Source organism: Pseudofrankia coriaricola (genome assembly GCF_001854805.1).
GTDB lineage: Bacteria > Actinomycetota > Actinomycetes > Frankiales > Frankiaceae > Pseudofrankia.
Genome location: NZ_MBLO01000080.1, coordinates 25,334 through 44,255 on the forward strand (window position 1 = coordinate 25,334; position 18,922 = coordinate 44,255).

22 protein-coding genes and 1 pseudogene are annotated in these 18,922 nt (G+C 70.3%); 16 read left to right on the plus strand and 7 right to left on the minus strand.

Features of this window, described 5'->3' with window-relative positions; all coding sequences use genetic code 11:
* The first annotated feature begins 151 nt into the window (after positions 1–151).
* The gene (locus tag BCD48_RS13805; protein WP_116271513.1) at positions 152–568 is read left to right on the plus strand and encodes a DUF1330 domain-containing protein; all 417 of its coding nucleotides are present in this window, start codon (positions 152–154) and stop codon (positions 566–568) included.
* A 98-nt stretch (positions 569–666) separates the two neighbouring features.
* On the opposite strand, the gene BCD48_RS13810 is transcribed toward BCD48_RS13805, so the two are convergent.
* Both BCD48_RS13810 and BCD48_RS13815 read right to left on the minus strand, forming a co-directional pair.
* Positions 667–1,026, minus strand: coding sequence for a VOC family protein (locus BCD48_RS13810; RefSeq protein WP_071048768.1), 360 nt, complete (start codon positions 1,024–1,026; stop codon positions 667–669).
* Positions 1,027–1,333: 307 nt separating this feature from the next.
* Positions 1,334–2,023: a TetR/AcrR family transcriptional regulator gene (locus tag BCD48_RS13815; protein WP_241841709.1), complete on the minus strand. Its 690-nt coding sequence runs from the start codon at positions 2,021–2,023 to the stop codon at positions 1,334–1,336.
* 254 nt (positions 2,024–2,277) lie between these two features.
* On the opposite strand from BCD48_RS13815, the gene BCD48_RS13820 reads away from it, so the two are divergent.
* Both BCD48_RS13820 and BCD48_RS13825 read left to right on the plus strand, forming a co-directional pair.
* Entirely contained in the window at positions 2,278–3,543 is a 1,266-nt protein-coding gene (locus BCD48_RS13820; RefSeq protein WP_071048769.1) for an aromatic ring-hydroxylating oxygenase subunit alpha, read from the plus strand.
* 48 nt (positions 3,544–3,591) lie between these two features.
* Positions 3,592–4,356, plus strand: a complete 765-nt coding sequence (locus BCD48_RS13825; protein WP_071048770.1) for an SDR family NAD(P)-dependent oxidoreductase — start codon at positions 3,592–3,594, stop codon at positions 4,354–4,356.
* An 81-nt stretch (positions 4,357–4,437) separates the two neighbouring features.
* On the opposite strand, the gene BCD48_RS13830 is transcribed toward BCD48_RS13825, so the two are convergent.
* Complete coding sequence (locus tag BCD48_RS13830) at positions 4,438–5,268, minus strand: helix-turn-helix domain-containing protein (protein ID WP_071048771.1); 831 nt, start codon at positions 5,266–5,268, stop codon at positions 4,438–4,440.
* Positions 5,269–5,393: 125 nt separating this feature from the next.
* Here BCD48_RS13830 and BCD48_RS13835 point away from each other — a divergent pair, with 125 nt between their 5' ends.
* The 4 genes from BCD48_RS13835 to BCD48_RS13850 all read left to right on the plus strand — a co-directional run bounded on the left by BCD48_RS13835 (position 5,394) and on the right by BCD48_RS13850 (position 7,604).
* Positions 5,394–5,936, plus strand: a complete 543-nt coding sequence (locus tag BCD48_RS13835) for a carboxymuconolactone decarboxylase family protein (protein WP_071048772.1) — start codon at positions 5,394–5,396, stop codon at positions 5,934–5,936.
* Positions 5,937–6,381: 445 nt separating this feature from the next.
* On the plus strand, positions 6,382–6,606 hold the full coding sequence (locus BCD48_RS13840) for an RNA polymerase subunit sigma-70 (protein ID WP_071048833.1): 225 nt from the start codon (positions 6,382–6,384) through the stop codon (positions 6,604–6,606).
* Positions 6,606–7,274 carry a Clp protease N-terminal domain-containing protein gene (locus BCD48_RS13845; RefSeq protein WP_083418593.1) on the plus strand — a complete coding sequence of 223 codons (669 nt, stop codon included), beginning with the start codon at positions 6,606–6,608 and terminating at the stop codon, positions 7,272–7,274. Before BCD48_RS13840 ends, BCD48_RS13845 begins: the two co-directional genes overlap by 1 nt.
* 21 nt (positions 7,275–7,295) lie before the next feature.
* Positions 7,296–7,604: a hypothetical protein gene (locus BCD48_RS13850; protein WP_071048774.1), complete on the plus strand. Its 309-nt coding sequence runs from the start codon at positions 7,296–7,298 to the stop codon at positions 7,602–7,604.
* An 84-nt stretch (positions 7,605–7,688) separates the two neighbouring features.
* Here BCD48_RS13850 and BCD48_RS13855 read toward each other — a convergent pair whose 3' ends face one another.
* The 3 genes from BCD48_RS13855 to BCD48_RS13865 form a co-directional block, all read right to left on the minus strand.
* Complete coding sequence (locus tag BCD48_RS13855; protein ID WP_071048775.1) at positions 7,689–8,030, minus strand: hypothetical protein; 342 nt, start codon at positions 8,028–8,030, stop codon at positions 7,689–7,691.
* 212 nt (positions 8,031–8,242) lie between these two features.
* Positions 8,243–9,460: an RNA polymerase sigma factor gene (locus tag BCD48_RS13860; protein WP_071048776.1), complete on the minus strand. Its 1,218-nt coding sequence runs from the start codon at positions 9,458–9,460 to the stop codon at positions 8,243–8,245.
* Between the two features lie 11 nt (positions 9,461–9,471).
* Positions 9,472–9,834 carry a YciI family protein gene (locus BCD48_RS13865; protein ID WP_071048777.1) on the minus strand — a complete coding sequence of 121 codons (363 nt, stop codon included), beginning with the start codon at positions 9,832–9,834 and terminating at the stop codon, positions 9,472–9,474.
* Between the two features lie 530 nt (positions 9,835–10,364).
* Here BCD48_RS13865 and BCD48_RS13870 point away from each other — a divergent pair.
* From BCD48_RS13870 to BCD48_RS13895, 7 genes and pseudogenes are all read left to right on the plus strand, one after another.
* On the plus strand, positions 10,365–10,937 hold the full coding sequence (locus tag BCD48_RS13870; RefSeq protein ID WP_157910493.1) for a TIGR03086 family metal-binding protein: 573 nt from the start codon (positions 10,365–10,367) through the stop codon (positions 10,935–10,937).
* A complete protein-coding gene (locus BCD48_RS13875; RefSeq protein WP_071048778.1) occupies positions 10,934–11,296 on the plus strand; it encodes an ArsR/SmtB family transcription factor in 363 nt (120 codons plus the stop codon). The genes BCD48_RS13870 and BCD48_RS13875 overlap by 4 nt, the downstream gene beginning before the upstream one ends.
* The gene (locus BCD48_RS13880) at positions 11,289–11,729 is read left to right on the plus strand and encodes an SRPBCC family protein (RefSeq protein ID WP_071048779.1); all 441 of its coding nucleotides are present in this window, start codon (positions 11,289–11,291) and stop codon (positions 11,727–11,729) included. The genes BCD48_RS13875 and BCD48_RS13880 overlap by 8 nt, the downstream gene beginning before the upstream one ends.
* A 465-nt stretch (positions 11,730–12,194) precedes the next feature.
* Positions 12,195–12,429, plus strand: a pseudogene (locus BCD48_RS53520) (hypothetical protein); the annotation flags it as partial.
* Positions 12,426–13,451, plus strand: a complete 1,026-nt coding sequence (locus BCD48_RS13885) for an NADPH:quinone oxidoreductase family protein (protein WP_198543232.1) — start codon at positions 12,426–12,428, stop codon at positions 13,449–13,451. The pseudogene BCD48_RS53520 and the gene BCD48_RS13885, both read left to right, overlap by 4 nt.
* 36 nt (positions 13,452–13,487) lie before the next feature.
* The gene (locus tag BCD48_RS13890; RefSeq protein ID WP_198543233.1) at positions 13,488–13,826 is read left to right on the plus strand and encodes an EthD family reductase; all 339 of its coding nucleotides are present in this window, start codon (positions 13,488–13,490) and stop codon (positions 13,824–13,826) included.
* A 235-nt stretch (positions 13,827–14,061) separates the two neighbouring features.
* A complete protein-coding gene (locus BCD48_RS13895) occupies positions 14,062–15,057 on the plus strand; it encodes an RNA polymerase subunit sigma-70 (RefSeq protein WP_071048780.1) in 996 nt (331 codons plus the stop codon).
* A gap of 139 nt (positions 15,058–15,196) precedes the next feature.
* Here BCD48_RS13895 and BCD48_RS13900 read toward each other — a convergent pair whose 3' ends face one another.
* On the minus strand, positions 15,197–16,300 hold the full coding sequence (locus tag BCD48_RS13900) for a glycosyltransferase (RefSeq protein WP_241841710.1): 1,104 nt from the start codon (positions 16,298–16,300) through the stop codon (positions 15,197–15,199).
* Between the two features lie 934 nt (positions 16,301–17,234).
* On the opposite strand from BCD48_RS13900, the gene BCD48_RS53525 reads away from it, so the two are divergent.
* Entirely contained in the window at positions 17,235–17,918 is a 684-nt protein-coding gene (locus BCD48_RS53525) for a sensor histidine kinase (protein WP_241841711.1), read from the plus strand.
* A gap of 202 nt (positions 17,919–18,120) precedes the next feature.
* Positions 18,121–18,912, plus strand: a complete 792-nt coding sequence (locus BCD48_RS56590) for a response regulator (protein WP_241841722.1) — start codon at positions 18,121–18,123, stop codon at positions 18,910–18,912.
* The last annotated feature ends 10 nt before the right edge of the window (positions 18,913–18,922 follow it).

The window sequence follows — 18,922 nt, forward strand, 5'->3', positions numbered from 1 at the left end:
AGGCCGCTCTTCGCCCGTCCCCGCACTCCCATCCCGCTGTGACGGACCACGGCCGCGGCCGCTGGCAGTGGCTCCCCGGGTGAGGCCTGCTCATCAGGTGCCATGGGAAATCCGGTGGAAGGCTCCGGAGCGGCGCTGTTACCGTCCAGCCGTGTACCTGGACCCGTCGGACGAGAACGCCCGACTGTTCTTCGCCCGCGGCATCGAGGGTCCGCTGACGATGCTGAACCTGCTCCGGTTCCGCGACTGGGCCGACTACTCGGCTCACCCGGACCTCGCGCCCCCGGAGCGGATCTCCGGCTCCGCCGCCTACGACCGCTACGTCCGGCACACCCTGCCGTACCTGGCGGCCAGCGGCGGTTCGGTCGAGTTCTTCGGCACCGGTGGTCACCCGTTCGTCGGTCCGACCGACGAACGGTGGGACCTCGCCATGCTGATCCGCCAGGCCAGCGTGGCCGACTTCCTCGCGTTCGCCTCGAACGAGGGCTACGTCGCCGGCATCGGCCACCGGACGGCCGCGCTGGTGGATTCCCGACTGATCCCGCTGGTCGACCGCCCCCTGCCCTGACCAGCGAAACTGTGTTCCTGCGCCCTTCAGGGTACGTCGCGGCGCCGGTCGAAGATCGCCAAGGTTTCCGGAGAGCGACGGGTAGGACGCTGTCGACGTCAGCCCTTGCCGCTCAGGATGCAGAACTCGTTGCCGGCCGGGTCCGCGAGCACCACCCACGACTCTTCGCCCGTCTGCCCGACGTCCGCTCGCGTGGCCCCGAGGGCCAGCAGCCGCTCGACCTCGGCCCGCTGTTCGTCGGGCGACGACGGGGTCAGGTCGAGATGCAGCCGGTTCTTGACGGTCTTGGCCTCGGGCACCAGGCCGAACAGCAGCTTCACCGAGCTGTCCGGCGAGACGACGATCCACTCGCCGTCCTGGTCGGACTCGGCGCTGACGCCGAAGACGTCGGCCCAGAAACTAGCGACCGGGGCCGGGTCGGCGCAGTCGACCACAAGCCACTTCCAGCTGAGTGCCACGTTGAACCTCCTCGCTACCGCCTGATCCAGCGGATTGACGGACGTTGGATACCCAGGTCCCGCCAGGAATCACGTCGGTGTCCCAGCGGCCGCGGCGCGGACGGGCGCCAAGTCACCGACGGCCGCTCCGCGTGCGGGCGACAGCGCGCCGAAATCCCTGGATCGGATCATCAGACTCCGCGCGCGATGGCAGGTCATCGGCGCGCCTCAAAGGGATTTTCACACCTCGTTGCCGCCCGTTCGAAGCGTTCGCGGGCACCAGGCCGGTCGGCATCAGGAGTTGGCCAGGTCCGCGATCGCTTGGAGATCAGGGCCGTTGGTCCAGGACCGGGGGTCGGGTGTCGCGGACGCGCAGGCCGTTGAGGAAGAGGTCGACGGCGTGCTGGAGGTGCGCCTCCTCGACCTCGGGCGTCCGGTGGATGCCGTAGGCGGCGAGCCAGGCTGGCATGGCGCCGACCATGGCGAAGAACTGCTCGGCGGCGATCTCGACGTCGCGGACGACGATGGCGCCGCCGCGCTCGTGCCTGCGCAGCAGATCCATGATCACCTGGATGCGCGGGGTCCAGGTGATGGCCCGGGAACTGGCCGCGAAGTCGGGGAACCGGGCGGACTCGGCGATCGCCATCCGGCTGAGCCGGACCAGGTCCGGGTCGACGGACCGGGCCAGGATGGCACGCGCGATCATCTCCAGGCTGGCGGCGAGGTCGTCCGGCAGCGGTTCCAGCGCCTGTTCGTCGCGTTCCAGCCGCGTCAGCGCCCACGAGCTCACGGCGACGAACAGGGCGCGCTTGTCGGGGTAACGGGCGTAGAGGGTGCCCTTGGTGACACCCGCGGCCTGCGCCACCGCCTCCATGGTGGTGCGGTCGTATCCGTTCTCCAGGAAGATGTCGACCGCCGCCCGCCGGATCCGGTCGGTCAGTTGGGCCGCCTGCGTCGACGTCGGCCGTCCCGAGCGGGAGCGCTCCTTACCCACCTCGGATCCCGCCTCGGACGCCACCCGACAACCCTACGGTTCCGTCCGTTTCAGGTGACCGGCGTGCGCCGCCGCGGCACGCACGCCGAACCAGCCCATGAAAGCCCCGGCCGCGTGCGGCGGCGTACGGCGGTGCCTGCTCGAACTGGGCCAGCGGCCCTGGCACCCGCCTCGGGCCGGTTGACCTAAATCGTACGGCGCCGTATGGTTCTAAAACCGGACGGTACCGTACGATTATGGCCGCCCTCCCTGGCCGCGGTCGACTCGGAGGCAGATCGATGGCGCACTTCCCCAAGCCCAGCGAGGGCAGCTGGACCGAGCACTTCCCGAGCCTCGGCACCGGCCCCGTCTCGTTCGAGGACTCGATCTCGCCCGAGTACTACGAGCTGGAGCGCAAGGCGATCTTCGGCCACACCTGGCTGAACGTCGGCCGCGTCGAGCAGATCCCGAAGACCGGGAACTACTTCACCAAGGAGATCCACGCCGCCCGCACCTCGGTGATCGTCGTCCGGGACACCGCCGGCGAGGTCCGCGCGTTCCACAACATCTGCCGCCACCGGGGCAACAAGCTGGTCTGGCAGGAGAACCCTGGCGTGGAGGTCAGCGGCACGGCCCGGCAGTTCATCTGCAAGTACCACGCCTGGCGCTACGGCCTCGACGGCGCGTGCACGTTCGTGCAGCAGGAGTCGGAGTTCTTCGACCTCGACAAGGCGACGCTGGGGCTCGTCCCGGTGCGCTGCGAGGTGTGGGAGGGCTTCATCTTCGTCAACCTCGACGACAGCGGCTCCACGTCCGTGCGCGAGTACCTCGGCCGTTTCGGGAAGGGCCTTGAGGGCTACCCGTTCGGCGAGATGACGCAGACCTGGAAGTACCGCGCCGAGGTCGGGGCGAACTGGAAGCTCTACATCGACGCGTTCGCCGAGTTCTACCACGCCCCCGTCCTGCACGGGAAACAGTACGTGAGCGCCGAGTCACGCAAGATCCAGAGCTACGGCTACGAGGGCCTGCACTACGACATCGACGGCATCCACTCGATGCAGTCCGCCTGGGGCGGGATGTCGCCGCCGAAGGACCTCAGCATGGTCAAGCCGATCGACCGCGAGCTGCGCAGCGGCAACTTCGGCCCCTGGGACCGCCCCGACCTGGCCGCCCTCCGCGAGCTGCCGCCGGGGCTCAACCCGGGCCGCCACCGCCAGTGGGGCCTGGACTCCTACGTCTTCTTCCCGAACTTCATGATGGTCGTGTGGGCGCCGGGCTGGTACCTCACGTACCACTACTGGCCGACGGCCTACAACAAGCACATCTTCGAGGGCACGCTCTACTTCGTCCCGCCGAAGAACGCCACCGAGCGGATGCGCCAGGAACTGGCCGCGGTCACCTTCAAGGAGTTCGGCCTCCAGGACTCCAACACCCTGGAGGCCACTCAGACGATGCTCGAGTCCCGCACCGTCACACAGTTCCCGATCAACGACCAGGAGATCCTCATCCGGCATCTGCACAAGACCGCGGCGGAATACGTGGCCGCCCACCAGGCAAAGCGTTAGCCGATACGCTCCGTCCGAACGAGACACGCTGAACGGAAGAGGAAGCAGATGCTCGGGAACCTGGTCGGCAAGGTCGCGATCGTGACGGGCGGCGCCTCCGGAATCGGCCGGGCGTGCGCCCTGCGCCTGGCCGAGGACGGAGCCGCCGTCGCTGTGCTCGACCTCAACGAGGCCGACGCGAAGGCGGTCGCGGACGAGATCCAGGCCGCGGGCGGCGCCGCGCTCGCGGTCGCCGCCGACGTCGCGGACGCCGAGAGCGTCACTCGCGCCGTGGCCGCGGCCCGCGCCCGGTTCGGACCGGTCACGATCCTGGTGAACTCGGCCGGCAAGACCGGCGCGAAGCGGTTCATGGACATCACCCTCGCGCAGTGGACGTCGATCCTGACGGTCAACCTGACCGGAACGTTCCTCTGCTGCCAGGCGGTCGCCCCGGACATGACCGAGGCCGGCTGGGGCCGGATCGTGAACATCTCCTCGTCCAGCGCCCAGGGCGGCCAGCCGTTCATGACCCACTACGTCGCGTCCAAGGGCGGCGTCATCGCCTTCACCAAGGCGCTCGCGCTCGAGCTCGGCCCAAGCGGCATCACGGTGAACACGATCCCGCCGGGGTTCGTCGACACACCGATGCTGCGCGGCGAAGAGGCCCGCGGCCGGTGGGGCTCGAACACCGCCGAGGACCTCGTCGCCGCCACACCCGTGCGCCGGATGGGCAAGCCCGAGGACATCGCCGCGGCCTGTTCGTTCCTGGCCTCGGACGAGGCCGGCTACATCACCGGCCAGGTCTTCGGCGTCAACGGCGGTCGCAACACCTAAGAGCCGGGTCTCGTCAGGGGTCCACTTCCGGGGTCATGAGTCCGTGTTCAGCCGGCAGTCAGCGGGCGGCAGGTGGACCGCTCAGATCTGGCTGGCGGCGCACAGGCGCGACCAGTTCTCGCGGGTCGCGTCGTCGTTGGGGAAGAACGACTCCAGCCGGAGCTCCTGCGCGGTGACGTCGATCGGCGTGCCGATCGTGGACACCACGGAGAACAGGTTGAGCGGCGTGCCGTCCACCTCGAACCGCACGTCGACGACAGGAGCCGCCTCCAACCCCGGTTCCGGGGCGGCCAGCAGCGCGGCGACGTCGGACCTTGCTCGCAGCCCGCGCACCAGCTCGGCGGTCCGGTCGTCCAGCACTCCGCCCACGGCTTCGCGACGCGCGCGTTCCAGCAGGTGCGGGACGACGCTGTTCCAGTTCCGGATCGCCCGTCGGACCGGCCCAGGTTCGATGACCATCCGGAGCACGTTGGCCGGCTCAGGCACCGGCTCGGGCGCGCACAACCGCCCGAACAGCAGCTGGGCGCCCTGGTTGGCCCGCAGCACATCCCAGCCTCGGCTCAGCACCACGGCCGGCAGCGGATCATGCTGGTCGAGCATCACCGCCAACGCCGCGCTCACCTGGCGCAGCCCAGGACTGTCCAACGGCTCGTCGGCGTACGACGGCGCGTAGCCACCAGCCAGCAGCAGAAGATTGCGGTCGCGCAGCGGAATGTCGAGCGTGCGGGCCAACCGCTCGATCATCTGGCGGCTGGGCTGGGCCCGGCCGCTCTCGACGAAGCTCATGTAGCGGGGAGTGCTTCCCGCCGCGACCGCCAGGTCCAACTGGCTGAACCGGCGAAGACTCCGCCAGTGGCGGAGCTGATCACCGAGCGCCGAACCCGGCCGCGACGTGGAGCTCGCCAGCACCATGTCCCGGACGCTAGCCGGTCACCGACATCGAATCCCTTCCCTGCCAGGGAATCGCGCCGCCACCAGCGGAGCCGGGAGTCTGCACGGCAGCCGCCGGCAGTCGGCGGCACTTAGGAGAGGCGACGATGAAGCTCACCGTCCACACCGCCGAGTCCGCTCCCGCCGAAGCCGCGGCCCTGCTGCGCGGCATCGCGGACGACCTCGGCGTCGTCCCCAACATGGCCGCCGCGATGGCCAGCTCCCCGGCGCTGCTCGCCGGATTCGACGGGCTGCGCCGCGCCCTCGGAACGGCCCGGCTTCCGCGGCAGGAACGTGAGATCGCCGGTCTCGCCGTGGGCGTCGCCGTCGATAACGCCTATGGCGTCGCCTTCCACTCGACGATGCTCGACCAGCTCGGCGCCGGCGCCTCCGATGTGGACGCGATGCGAGGCGGCCGCGAGCCAGACCAGCCACGCGCCGCCGCTGTCTACGCACTCGCCCGCTCCATCGCGCTCGGGCGCGGCAAGGTCGACGACACGGTTCTGGACCGCGCCTCGTCGGTCGGCCTCGACGACAGCCTGATCCTCGACATCGTCCTCGAATGCGCTCTCGCGAGCCTCGTCGGCACCGTCGACAACCTCGCCGACCGGGTCGAGATCGACGGTTTCCTGCACGCCCGAGCGCGCTAGCCCGCCGTCGGGCCTCCCCCGTCAGGCCAGACCGGGCACTCCACGCTTTGATCAGCTCGTGGACAACGCTGCCGCCTTGAGTCACCTCCCGGCCGGCCGTTCATCTGCCGGGCGGCCGGGCGGCCGAGGGCGGGCCTCTGTGCTCGTCAGCCGTTGAGGGAGCCGTAGCGGTGACTGTCAATCCCTCGTAACCGTGGAGGGTTGAACGGCCCAGAAGGTGATCTTTCCGAGTCTCTGATCCTCCTTAGGGGTGATGTTGTGTGGGCGCCGCACGTCTGCGGCGGGGCAGCGAGGTTTCCCTGGAAGCGTGGAGAAGATCGGCTGGGGCAGGGCCGGGTCTGATGTTGGTGGCTGTGGGTGGGTGTACCCGGCCCAGCCCACGCGTCGTCAAAGACGCTTGACGCCTCGGGGGGCGTCAATCTATTTTGACGGTATGAGCGAGGCGGTGACGCGAGGTAGCCAGATGGTGGAGGCGGCGGGTGATCCTGATCCGGCGACCGGTCTGGCCGCGGTGGCGGCGTTGCGGGGCCTGGTGGAGGTGCTGGAGGAGTTGCAGGTCGACAACGCCCGTGCCCAGGGCTGGTCGTGGCGTGACATCGCCCGGGTCCTCGGCGTGACCAAGCAGGCGATGCACTACAAGCATGCCGGCCGGCTGCGGGGGCGGGACTGATGGCGCAGATGGCGGGGCGGCCCTCGGGTGCCAGTCTGGAGATCAGGCGGTTGGCGGAGGCCGAACGTGACCGCCTGGGCCATCCGTATCTCGGTGATGAGCATCTGTTGCTCGGGGTGCTCGCGCACGCGGCGAACCCAGCCGCGACGATGCTGCACGAACGCGGACTGGACCTGGCAACCGCGCGGACCCAGATCGCGCGGATCGTGGCGGACTCCGGGCCGCTGGCCCGGGACGACGCCGCGCTGTTGCGGGAGTTCGGCGTGGACGTGACCCAGATGCGCCGCCAGCTGGAATCGACGTTCGGGACACTCGCGGTCCACGACGCCGCCCGGCGGGTACGCCGACGGCCATGGTGGCGCGGGCGGGCCTCCCACAACCCGCTGTGCGGGCCCTTCTATCTGATCAAGCGGGCGCAGCTCGTTGCCTGCACCACCGCGGGCGCGCGTGGCGAGGCGGAGATCCGCCCCGAACACCTGCTCTATGGTGTGCTGCGCGTCGCGCGTGACCCACTCGGCTCCGGGCTGGGCCGACGCGGGCGTCGCGACGCCGCGCGCCTGGGACTGCCGGTCGGCGCGGCCCATCCGGTCCGGCTGCTGCTAACCGGCCAGGGCATCGACCTCGACCAGCTCGGCGAGGATCTGCTCGGCAGCCTCGCGGCGACCTGATCGGATGAAAGGCGGGCCCACATGACGACGCCAGTAGCGGCCACGGCGTCAGACGCCGCCGAACCGCTGGAGTGCTGGTGCTGCGCTGGCACCTATCAAGAGCCTGACCTGGTCCGGCTCGGGCGCCATCCCGAGGTCGGGGTCTGCCTGGCCTGCGCGCACTTCCTGCATCAGCAAGCCCGCGGCCGTGAGGACGCACGACGCCCCTCACCCGCCGCCCGCCTACGCGACGGGCTACGGGCCGGCCGGCGGCTGGTCATCCGGCGCCGATGGCATCAGAACCCCGTCATCGGCCGGCCGCTGCGCTGGCTGGGCCGCCGTCTGCCCTAGCATTCCCGTCACCCGTGGCCACGGGTGACGGGATGGCCACCAAGCCGTGGAGATCACCGTCGGTCCAGATGCCGTCAGCGCGCCCTACGCCGGGTCTTGATCGCCGACCGCCGGGGGCCTCTGAGGGCCGGCCGGCAGGTCAAGCGCCGCGCGGAGCTGGGCCGGCGACGGGATCCCGACCAGCCGGCCGGTCTCGTCGCGGTAGAGCCGACACGACAGGCTCGCCGAACGACCCGGCCCAGCAAAGGGGTCGACACCGTCGACGAGCAAGGTGGGCGATCCACTCATACCCACCTCCGCCGCCAGATCCTCGCTATCGACCACACGGACGGTGACGACATCGCCGGCGCCGACCAGGCGACCGAGCCGCTCCTGAAGCGTCGTGACGTGCGGGCAGCCCGGGACGTGCAGAATCGTCAACCTCATCGGTGGTCTCCCTCCCCGGGTCCATGATGTCCTCGGCGCGACCCGGGTTCCCATCGCCGTGCGCTCGGGCGAGCCGAGCGAGGACCGGTCCCGACAAAGCCGCCACGGGCAGACGGGCGTGCGTACCGGTCCTGCGCCACGGTCGCCTGCGCTGGGAGGAGCCTCGATGAGGACCTGGCTCCTGCTCCCGCATGCAGAGCCATGTGGCCTGGCTATGGGGGTGGGCGGAGTTGGGCGGTGCGGCGGGTGAGGTAGTGCTGTTCGGGCAGGCTGGCGGTCATCTGGGCGGCTCGTTGGTAGGACTCTCGGGCGGCGTCGGGGTCGCCTGCCTGTTCGAGGAGGTGGGCGCGGACGGCTTCGAGGCGGTGGCTGTGGGTGAGCCGGTCGTCGGTGTCGAGGGCGCCGAGGGCGGTGAGGCCGGCGGTCGGGCCGTGGACCATGGCGAGGGCGACGGCGCGACTCAGAGTGACGACAGGTCCGGGTGCGACCTGGGCGAGCACGTCGTAGAGGGCGAGGATCTGCGGCCAGTCGGTGTCGGCGGCGGTCGGGGCCTCGTCGTGGAGAGCGGCGATGGCGGCCTGGATCTGGTACTGGCCGATCGGTCCGGTGCCCAGGGTGCGGGTGAGCAACGTCTGCCCTTCGGTGATCGCCGCTCGGTCCCACAGGTCCCTGTGCTGGTCGGCCAGGGGCATGAGGAAGCCGTCGCGGTCGGTTCGCGCGGCGCGGCGGGCATCGGTGAGCAGCATCAATGCCAGCAGCCCGGCGACCTCACCCTCGTGGGGTAGCAGCCCGTGCAGCAGGCGGGTGAGCCGGATCGCTTCGGCGGTCAGGTCGACCCGGGTCAGTTCCGGTCCCGAGGTGGTGGTGTAGCCCTCGTTGAAGATCAGGTACAGCACGTGCAGGACCACGGCGAGCCGGCTGGCGCGGTCGGCGGATGTGGGCAGGTCGAACCGGGCGCCGGTGTCGCGGATGCGCTGTTTGGCCCGGCTGATCCGCCGTGCCATGGTGGCCTCCGGCATGAGGAACGCCGAGGCGATCTGCGCGGTGCTGAGGCCACCGACCGCGCGGAGGGTGAGGGCGAGCTGTGACGGCTGCGACAGCGCCGGGTGGCAGCACAGGAACAGCAGGACGAGCGTGTCGTCGGGTCCAGCGGCAAGCGGCGGGTGGGTGGGGTCGAGCGCGGCCGTTGCCTCGCGGCGGCGTCGGGCGCTGTCGCTGCGCCAGTGGTCGACCAGCATTCGGGTGGCGACGGTGGTCAGCCACGCTTGAGGCCGGTCCGGGATGCCCTCGGTGGGCCATTGCACGGTCGCGGCGAGCATCGCTTCCTGGACCGCGTCCTCGCAGGCGTCGAACTGACCGTGGCGGCGCACGAGCGCGCCGAGGACCCGCGGCGCCAGGTCGCGCAGCAGGTCCCCGAACGGCTCGCCCACGATCGCTCGCCTCACATCTGCTGGGGCGGCTCGTCCATGATCCGCCGGATCTCCATCGGGTACTCGGTGACCGCGACGACCTCCGAGGCGATCTCGACCGCCCGCTCGTAGCTGCCTTCGATGACCCAGTACCCGGCGAGGGATTCCTTGATCTCGGCGAACGGGCCGTCGGTCGGCGTGGGGGCGCCGTCGGTGAACCGCACAGTCGTGGCCTGGGTCGGGTCGGTCAGGTGCCGGCTTTCGACCACCTCACCGGACTCACGCAGCTCACGGTCCATCCGCATCATCGTGGCCTGCATCTCGGTGATCCACTCCGGGCTCCGGTCGGCCAGCGAGGTGCCCAGACCACCGAACATCATGATCATGTACTTCATCGGTCTCTCCGTCCGTCAGGCGCCCGGTCGTGGGCGCTGGCTCCCGGTCGGAGCAGGCCAGCCGGATCTGGACATCCCCGCGCAAGATTCTTGTCTCCGCGGTCCCGAGAAGCGTCGAGGTCGATGTCTTCAGCCACCGCCGGGGCTCGGTAGCCAGGTGTGCCTCCAGACGGCCGCGCCCGCTGTTCCTGGGCGGTGGACGGGCGAGTTCGCTCTGGAGGGAGATCGCCGTGGCGTGCGACGAGGTGCTCGCTGGGCGGTGGCGTGCGCGGTCCCGCGACAGGCCCGCACCTGACGGTGAAGCGCCAGGCGCGCTGACCATACGCGGTCAAGCAGATCGAGCAGGGGCTGAACGGCCGAGCCGGAGTCGAATCTCACCCGTGGTTGTTACCGAAAGTAGTCGGCCGTCATGGGCAGTCCGCTGAGATCGCGATAGCCCGACAGCACCCAGCGGCCTATCCACAACATATCGGTTGCACTACAGTCTGGTTGCGCAACAACCTTGTTGTAGAGACTGCTGGAGGTCCCCTGTGGAGATCTTTGATGCCCTCGACCGCGCCGTCGCCTCAACGTCTGGCATCGTGAAGACCGTGCGCCCCGATCAGCTCAGTGCCGCGACACCGTGCACCGAGTGGGACATCCGCGCGTTGCTCAACCATCTCGTCGGCACGCTCTGGCTCGGCGAGGCCCTGTTCACGGACGGCGCTCCTCGGCATCCGATGCCGCCCGGTGGCCTGCCGGCCACCGACCTCGTCGGCGACGACCCGGCTGTGGCCTACGAGACCGCGTCCGCCGCCCTGCTGGCCGCGGCCCGGGTCGGCGACACGCTCACCCGCATCCACACGACGCCGCTCGGGGACATGCCCGGCCCGGCGCTGGCCGGGTTCACCACCCTCGACATACTCGTCCACGGCTGGGACCTCGCTTCCGCCACTGGCCAGCCAACCAGCCTCGACGACGACCTTGCCGGCCACGTTCTCGCCTTCGCCAGCCAGGCCATCACCGACGACTTCCGCGGCACCCGCATCGGCCCCGCGATCCCGGTGGAAGCCACCGCCTCGGTCACCGACCGGCTTGTGGGATTCCTCGGCCGCCAGCCGTGAACCCCGACGCGGCCCTCAAGGCGCTCGCCGAACCCCACCGCCGCGACATCCTGCGGCTGGTGTCGGCCACCCCGCGATCCGTCGGGGAGATCGCCGACCATCTCGACATCACCTCCCAGGCCGTCTCCCGGCATCTGAAGGTGCTACGGGAAGCCGGCCTGGTCGACGAGCGCCGTGAGGGCACGCGTCACCTCTTCCTCGTCCGCCCCGACGGCTTCTCGGCCGTCCAGGACTTCCTCGACGACTTCTGGACCCGCCACCTCGGCCAGCTCAAGGCCGCCCTCGAAAGCCCTCGCCGGCAGCAGCCACCCACGCCGCCCACAGAACTGTCCGAGTCCCGAAGGCACCACGATGGCTGACCCCTACACCACTGAGATCGAGATCGACGCGCCCGTCGAGGACGTCTTCCGCCACCTCACCGACCCCGCCCACATGATCCGGTGGATGGGCCAACACGCCACCCTCGATCCCACCCCCGGCGGGACCTTCCACCTCGACATCAACGGCGTGCCCGTCCGCGGTCACTACCGCATCGTTGACCCGCCTCACCGCGTCGTCGTGACCTGGGGAGTAGCCGGCAGCCCCGATCTGCCACCCGGTACGACCGAGGTCGAGTTCACCCTCACCGCCACCGCTACCGGCACCCGGCTCCGCCTCGAACACCGAAACCTTCCCGACAGCCAGCGGCCCGCCCACGCCACCGGCTGGCCCCACTTCCTCGCCCGGCTCCACCTCACCGCTGCCGGCCTCGACCCAGGCCCCGATCCTTGGCAGATCACCTCCGGTTCCTAACCAGACCTCCCACCGGCGCGCCGTGACGCGCGAATCCGTCGCGTCCGGCCGCTCGTCGCAGCCCTCACCTACCCGCGGTCGAAGTCGCAGTCGCTTCGACTCCGTCGTCCGGACCTTCTCGGTCGCCGCCGTCGCCTGGCAGTTCTCCGCCCGGCACCACGAGCCCCGGCGACACCGCGAAAAGACCACGTCTCACGGAGGATGTAGGCGAGCCCCGCGCCGGCCGACCAGCGTCGACCTCGCAGCCTCCGACGCGGCGGGCTCCGACGTCGTATCAGACAGTGCCATCTCCGGACGCGGCTACTCCGAGCGCCGCTGGCCCGGTCTAGCGTCGCGCCGTCAGACTCGCTGGCAGGCGATGTCGCGCATGGCCCTGTGGTACCGGAACAGCACACGCAGGCGGATCGCTTGCCCGCCGCCGTGGCGCGATCGGTGCAGAAGGGGTCGCATCGGGCTGAGAGCAGGGCACGCGACGGACCTGCTGCATCGGGCTCGGGCCGAGGATGTGCTGCATTGGCAGCAGCATCAGCGCCCGATCTCCGCGGAGACGCTGCGCAAGCGCCTCCATGTCGGGACTCCGACCGCGCGCAGGCTGGTCGCCCAGCTGCGCAGCACGCTTCAGCGGCTGCCGATTCCTTTCCGCGGTGGCCGAGGTCTACATGGTCGACGGTGCGGTCCGCCGAGAGGCCGGCCGCGATGAGGCAAGCCGAGAAACGAGAGCTGATCGCCGTGAGCATCCCCGCCACGATGCGCGCCCTGCAGCAGACCTCGCTGAAGGGTCCGCAGGACATGCGTCTGATTACCGACGTGCCGGTACCGAGCCCTGGCCAGAGCGAGGTCCTGATCCGGGTCGCCGCCGCCGGTGTCAACTTCGCCGACATCTCGAAGGCCTACGGCACGTTCCTGGGCGGCCCGCAGCCACCGTATCTGGCGGGTTTCGAGGCCGCCGGCGAGGTCGTGGCGGTGGGCGAGGCGGTGACCGGCCCGCGACCGGGGACTCGCGTCATCGGTGTCGGATACGGGGCTTTCGCCGAGTACATGATCCTGTCCGCGGCCGCGGCGATGCCGGTGCCGGCTGGCTGGACAGCCGAGCAGGCGTTGGGCCTGGTCGTGAACTGGCCCACCGCACTCGCCGCGCTCAAGCCCCTGGGTCAGATCGCCGCCGGGGAGACCGTGCTGGTCCACGCCGCGGCGGGCGCGACCGGCCAGGCCGCGGTGACGATGGCCAAGCACTACGGCGCGACGGTCATCGCCACCGCCTCGCCAAGCAAGCACGAGACGGCGCTGGCGCTCGGCGCCGACCACGTCCTGGACTCCCTCGATGGCGACCTCGCCGCCGAGGTGTTGCGGCTGACCGGTGGTGCCGGTGCCGATTTGGTGCTGGAGTCGGCGGGTGGTGCCACCTTCCACGCCAGCCTGGCCGCGGCCAGGCCGGTCGCCGGGCGGGTCATCGTCTACGGCGTGGCAGGCGGCGAAGCCGCGATCACCAACTGGGAGCTGGTGTACAAGCACCAGGTCCACATCATCGGCCTCAACATCGGCGTGCTGATCCAGGCCGCACCCCAGATCTTCGGCGAGCTCATGGGTGAGCTGTCCGTCCTCATCGCCGCCGGCGTCCTCACGCCCGCTCGCCCCACCGCCTACGACTTGGCCGACGGCCCGAAGGCCCTCGCGGAACTGGAAGCCAGGGCGACCGTCGGCAAACTGGCCCTGCGGCCCTGAGCACTCCCGCACAGCCGTGACAGTAGGTGAAAACAGATGACCGCAACCGTGGACCCGACCGCCAAGCAGATGGCGCGATTCGCCATGATCTACGACACCCCCTCCGACGTCGACGCGTTCGAACGTCACTACAACGATGTCCACATCCCATTGGCGAAACAGCTTCCAGGCCTGCGCCGTTACACGCGCAGTCATGAGCCGCCACCCGTGATCGGCGAGCCGTGCTACATGGTCGTGATGCTGGACTGGGACGACATGGCTGCCCTGGAAGCCGCGCTCGGGTCCGAGATCGGCCGGCGCACCGCCGAGGATGCCGCGAACCTGGCCCGCTACTCGACCATGCGCGGCATGATCCTGCAGCTCAACGAGGTCTGATCGCCGCCGCCGCGAGAGGGCGCCCTATGGCCTGGGTTTCGATTTCTTTCGCAACGACGTCCCGGTCGTATGAGCGAGGATCCGGACCGACGGGACTGGACAAGGAGCAGCGCATGGCAAGCAGGCAATCCGCGGCGGCGGACTATGAGCGGAGGCCGCGAGACAACCGCCTGTCGATGGACGACTGGGCTGCCGTCGCACATCTGGCCGACTGGCCGCTGCCCAGATTCGCGGCATGACGGCGCACGTGCGGGAGGCGGCGGACCAGGACCGGTTCGTTGCCGAGACCGAGCGGTTCCGCCGGGAACTGTTGGCGCACTGTTACCGCATGGTCGGCTCGGCACATGACGTCGAGGACCTGGTGCAGGAAACGTATCTTCGGGCATGGCGTTCCTACGCTGGCTTCGAGGGCCGTGCGTCGATTCGGTCCTGGCTCTACAAGATCGCCACCAACGTCTGCCTGACTGCGTTGGAGCCGCGCCGGATCCGGGTGCTGCCCTCGGGCCTGGCAGGTCCTTACGACGGACCCGATGGCCCGGCGAGTCACGTTGCGCCGGGCGAGGTCTCGTGGCTGGAACCGTTGCCGGACCGATGGATCGCCCCGGCCGCCGACGATCCGGCCGCAGCGGTGGTCGCGCGCGAGTCGCTACGGCTGGCGCTCATCGCGAGCCTGCAGCACCTGCCCGCCCGCCAGCGCGCGATCCTCATCCTGCGCGAGGTGCTGGCGTTCTCCGCGGCCGAAACCGCGGAGATCCTCGGCACCACCACGGCCGCGGTGAAGAGCGGTCTGCAGCGCGCCCGCGCCCGGCTGGACGAACTGGAACCAGAGCCCGAGGGATTGCTCGAACCGACCGACCAGCGGGCACGTGCGCTGCTCGACGGCTACATCGCAGCCTTCGAGCGCTCCGATGCCCGCCTGCTGGAACACGTGCTGCGCATAGACGCCACGCTGGAGGCGACGCCGTTCCGCGAATGGCAGGCCGGCCGGGAGAAGTGCATCCACATGCTCGACGCGTACGTGCTGGGCGCACCAGGCGACTGGCAGATGATCGCTACTACAGCTAACGGCCAGCCCGCCGCCGCCGTGTACTACCGGGACGCGCACGGCGCGTTCCGGGCAAACGGCATTGTCGTGCTGGCCCCAACCGCCACAGGCATCTCCCGCGTGATCAAGTTCCACGATCCAGCGCTGACCGTGATGTTCGGCTTCCCGGACGTGCTCACGGACTGATCCCGACCGGGCGTGTAATAGGCACGCCGACTCGGCGCATGCTGACACGCCGAACTGCCGCGGGTGACCTGAGCCGCCTCAGCCCTAGCTGGATCCCCCTGCGCCACAGCAACTCCGCAGACCGATGATCCCGTGTGGTTCACGCGGAGACGTGCGACGTGTCCAGGGTGACCGCCTCGATCAACGACCTCGCGGCCACCGTCGCCCCGTCGGCGCTGATCGTGCCGGCAATGCGGGTCGCTCGGGCACGGGTCTCGCCGCTCAATGCCGTCCTGAGCGCGACCGCCAGGGACTCGGTGGTCGGGGCCGGGCCGTCGTGTGCCGCGCCGATCCCCAACTCGGCCACCCGGCCGGCCCAGTACGGCTGGTCCCCCCCGGCCTGGGGCACTACCACCTGAGGAACACCGGCCCGGGCGGCCGTCGTCGTCGTGCCCGCGCCGCCGTGGTGCACGACGGCGGCAACCCGGCCGAACAGCGCCTGCTGGTTGACCTCGCCGACGGCGAAGCAGTCGTCCCCACTGTCGACCGGGGCCAAGTCGGCCCAGCCGCGGGCCAGGAGGACGCGGCGGCCCTGCGCGCGGATCGCCGCGATGGACACCTGGGCGATGTCCTCCGGGACGCCCCGCATGCTGCCGAATCCCACGTACACCGGTGGTGTACCGGCGTCCAGAAACGCCACCAGCCCGGCGGGGAGCGGGCGGACGTCTAGCAAGATCCACGCGCCGGTGGACATGACGTCGAGGTCCGCCGACTTCGGCCACGGGCTCAGGGTCGGGTCCGCCGCGAGCCATGGGTGGTCGGTGAACATGAACGCGCGAACGTCGTCTACCGGTGGCAGGTCGATCGACGCCCGGTGGCTGTTGATCGGCGGTCCGAACAGGCCGTTCCAGTTCTGGACGTCCAGATCGGTTAGCACGTTCGGAGCGAAGATCACGTATCGGTGGGGGATGTCCACCTTCTCGGCCACCGACTGGGCGACGAAGTGCGACATGGCGGTCGCCAGGAGCACGTCGCATCCCTCGGCTGCCGCGGCGACCGTGTCGTACTGCGCGGCGATGAACTCGGCCACGCGCTGGGTCCGCTCCTCCGGCGTCGCCGGCCGCTCCCAGGAGCGCCACGGCCGGCGGAACGGCACCAGCGGCACACTGACGCCCGCCAGCAGCTTCGCGAACTCCTCATCCGGCGGCGCGCACACCCGCACCTCCGCGCCGAGTGCCCGCATTTGCACCGCGAGTCCCACCATCGGTTCAACGTCCCCGCGCGACCCGTACGTCGACAACAACACGCGCATTTCTTGACTCTCATTTCCGTGAGTTCTGGCCTCGGTCGGTGATTCTGCCGCCGGAGCAGGGTCTTGCCGCAAGCCCTCCGGTCGGCTATACCTTAGAAATGGAGAGAGGTCCTGCCCGGGCTGTAAGACGGTGTCGGGCCGGGTCAAGGAGTTCACCGGACGTACTCAGCACGATCATCCTGCGCATCCGCATCGGCCCGCCGAGCCGCGCCGTGCATGTGGGCATACCAGCCTTTCGCGACGTCGCCGGCCGAACTGGCGGCCAGGCGCCTTGCTGATCTGGAGTTGAAGCCGCCGGCCGCAGCATCGTCCGGTCCAGGCCGATTGCCGCGCGGCGGGGTCGGGTCGGTAGCGGCACCAACGGGGCGTGACGAGAGGCCGACGCTAGGGTGGGGCTATGGCCGGGTCGTCGCGTTCTGCGGTCTGGGGTCGGTCTTTGCCGGGCGTCAGCTTTCTCGGCCGGGTAGGGCGTCGCGCGGTTGTGGAGTCGCTGTATCTGCTGACTGCCCCGGTGAGCGCGGTGGCTGGCCTGTTGCTGGTGCTCGGCGGGCTGTGCGTGGGAACGGTGGGTCGGCTGGTTGCGGGCAGGGCGCCGGTTGTGGCTGGTGTCGCGGCGCCGGTGCGGTGGTTGGCCGATGTGGAGTGGTGGCGGACCGCCAGGGTTCGCTCGGTGGCTGCCGGCGCGGAGGGTCTGGGCCGGCGGTCGAGGCCGAGCGGGGCCGCCGCGTCCGACCCGGGGATGTGACTCGGCCTGGCCCATGTGGTGGTGGTGCTGCCTGTCGCCGTGGTCACCGCGGTGGTGACGGCGCTGTGGTGGTTCTTGGGGGTCGCTGCCGCGACGACGGCTGTGCGAAACCGGGGTGCGTGGGCCGGGACGATGCAGCCCATGACCTTGAGCGCGGGTAGCGCCCAGTCCCACATCGATGTGAGTCTGGGCCTGACCTCGCCGGCCGAGCGGATGACCTTCGGGACCGTGGTGGGGCTGCTGCCGCTGGTGACTCGGGTGTGCGTCGCCGCGCAGGCCGGGCTGGGGCGGGCTCTGCTATCGGATGCGTCCCCGTTGCACCGCAGGATCAGCGGGCTGGAGCAGGAGCGGGACACCGCTCGCGCGCAGACCGTCGCCGCGGTGACGGCGGAGGCGGCGGCGCTGCGTCGGCTCGAACGCGACATCCACGACGGGCCTCAGCAGCGGCTGGTCCGGCTGGCGATGGAGCTGGGCCGCGCGCAGCGCCATTTCGACCGCAGGCCCGAGACCGTCCGGGAGGCGCTCGCCGACGCCCTCGTCCAGGCCGAGGAGGCGTTGGACGAGCTACGGGCCCTGTCACATGGCATCGCCCCGCCGATTCTCGTCGACCGCGGCCTGCGCGAGGCGCTCGCCGAGCTGGCCGCACGCTCGACCGTGCCCGCCCAGCTCGATGGCGGGCCCCTGAGCCACCGGCCGGAGGCCGCCGTCGAGACGGCCGCGTATTTCGTCGTTTCCGAGGCCCTCACGAACGTGGCCAAGCACAGTCGTGCCGGCCGGTGCGTGATCGGACTGCGTCACGATGCGGCAGCTCTGCGGTCTGGGTAGCGGACGACGGGGTGGGCGGCGCGGCGTTCGACAAAGGGCACGGACTGCGAGGGCTGGACGACCGGGTGCACGCACTCCGCGGCGGGCTGCGGGTCACCAGTCCTTGCGGCGGGCCGACGATGATCACCGCGGAGCTGCCGTGCCGCTGACCACCGACGACACGACCCCCGAGCCATGGTCGGGACGGGCGGCCGGCGGTGGGCTGCGGATCGTCGTGGCCGACGACGCGGTGCTGCTGCGTGAGGGCCTCATCCGCCTGCTCGCCGAGGAGGGGCACCAGGTGGTGGCCGCGGTCGGTGACGCCCCGGCCCTCGTCGAGGCGGTGCTGCGACACCGCCCGGACGTCTCGGTCGTCGACGTCCGGATGCCACCGACGCACACGGACGAGGGCCTACGGGCGGCGATCAGCGTCCGTTCGCGCCTGCCCCGCTCACCCGTGCTGGTGCTCAGCCAGTACGTCGAGACGTCCTACGCGGCGGACCTGCTCGCGGACGGCTCCGGCGGGGTCGTCGGCCGGCGCTCTTGCGGCGATGCTCGCGCTGCTCTCTCTGACGGCGGTGATGGCCAACATCCAGGGTGCGAAAGCGCCGTTCTCCTCCCTGATGCCGATGCTGACGGAAGGCGCAACCGACCAGGAGTTTGCGACCACGCTCGACCAGGCCAGGCCAGGCAACGGCTGGCTGACTCCTCTCGCGCGGGTGCACGGACGCCGCCGGCCATCGACGTGATGATCGCCGACTTTTCTCGATACCACGCGGTGATGGCCGTGATTGCCACGATCGCGGCGGCTTCCCTCCTCGGCACCAGCGTGCTGCTGTGGAAGAGGTTCGCGCGAACGGCCTCGTCCGATAGGCGAACTAGACGCGTGGTGGGGTCATTCGGTGTCCTGTCCGCGTTGCTAACACTGGGCCTGATCGTCCACGCGGCGGCGAATGCGACCACCGCGGCCGACCGGGGACCAGCGCTCCTTGGCGCTCTCAAAGGCGGATGGTGACGCACCTCGC

Excerpts from the sequence above, each read along its gene's own strand:
- BCD48_RS13820 (WP_071048769.1), top strand. The coding sequence starts at position 2,278 with ATGGCGCACTTCCCCAAGCCCAGCGAGGGCAGCTGGACCGAGCACTTC.
- BCD48_RS13825 (WP_071048770.1), top strand. The coding sequence starts at position 3,592 with ATGCTCGGGAACCTGGTCGGCAAGGTCGCGATCGTGACGGGCGGCGCC.
- BCD48_RS13830 (WP_071048771.1), bottom strand. The coding sequence starts at position 5,268 with ATGGTGCTGGCGAGCTCCACGTCGCGGCCGGGTTCGGCGCTCGGTGAT.
- BCD48_RS13835 (WP_071048772.1), top strand. The coding sequence starts at position 5,394 with ATGAAGCTCACCGTCCACACCGCCGAGTCCGCTCCCGCCGAAGCCGCG.
- BCD48_RS13845 (WP_083418593.1), top strand. The coding sequence starts at position 6,606 with ATGGCGCAGATGGCGGGGCGGCCCTCGGGTGCCAGTCTGGAGATCAGG.
- BCD48_RS13850 (WP_071048774.1), top strand. The coding sequence starts at position 7,296 with ATGACGACGCCAGTAGCGGCCACGGCGTCAGACGCCGCCGAACCGCTG.
- BCD48_RS13855 (WP_071048775.1), bottom strand. The coding sequence starts at position 8,030 with ATGAGGTTGACGATTCTGCACGTCCCGGGCTGCCCGCACGTCACGACG.
- BCD48_RS13865 (WP_071048777.1), bottom strand. The coding sequence starts at position 9,834 with ATGAAGTACATGATCATGATGTTCGGTGGTCTGGGCACCTCGCTGGCC.
- BCD48_RS13880 (WP_071048779.1), top strand. The coding sequence starts at position 11,289 with ATGGCTGACCCCTACACCACTGAGATCGAGATCGACGCGCCCGTCGAG.
- BCD48_RS13885 (WP_198543232.1), top strand. The coding sequence starts at position 12,426 with ATGAGGCAAGCCGAGAAACGAGAGCTGATCGCCGTGAGCATCCCCGCC.
- BCD48_RS13890 (WP_198543233.1), top strand. The coding sequence starts at position 13,488 with ATGACCGCAACCGTGGACCCGACCGCCAAGCAGATGGCGCGATTCGCC.
- BCD48_RS13895 (WP_071048780.1), top strand. The coding sequence starts at position 14,062 with ATGACGGCGCACGTGCGGGAGGCGGCGGACCAGGACCGGTTCGTTGCC.
- BCD48_RS13900 (WP_241841710.1), bottom strand. The coding sequence starts at position 16,300 with ATGGTGGGACTCGCGGTGCAAATGCGGGCACTCGGCGCGGAGGTGCGG.
- BCD48_RS53525 (WP_241841711.1), top strand. The coding sequence starts at position 17,235 with ATGACCTTGAGCGCGGGTAGCGCCCAGTCCCACATCGATGTGAGTCTG.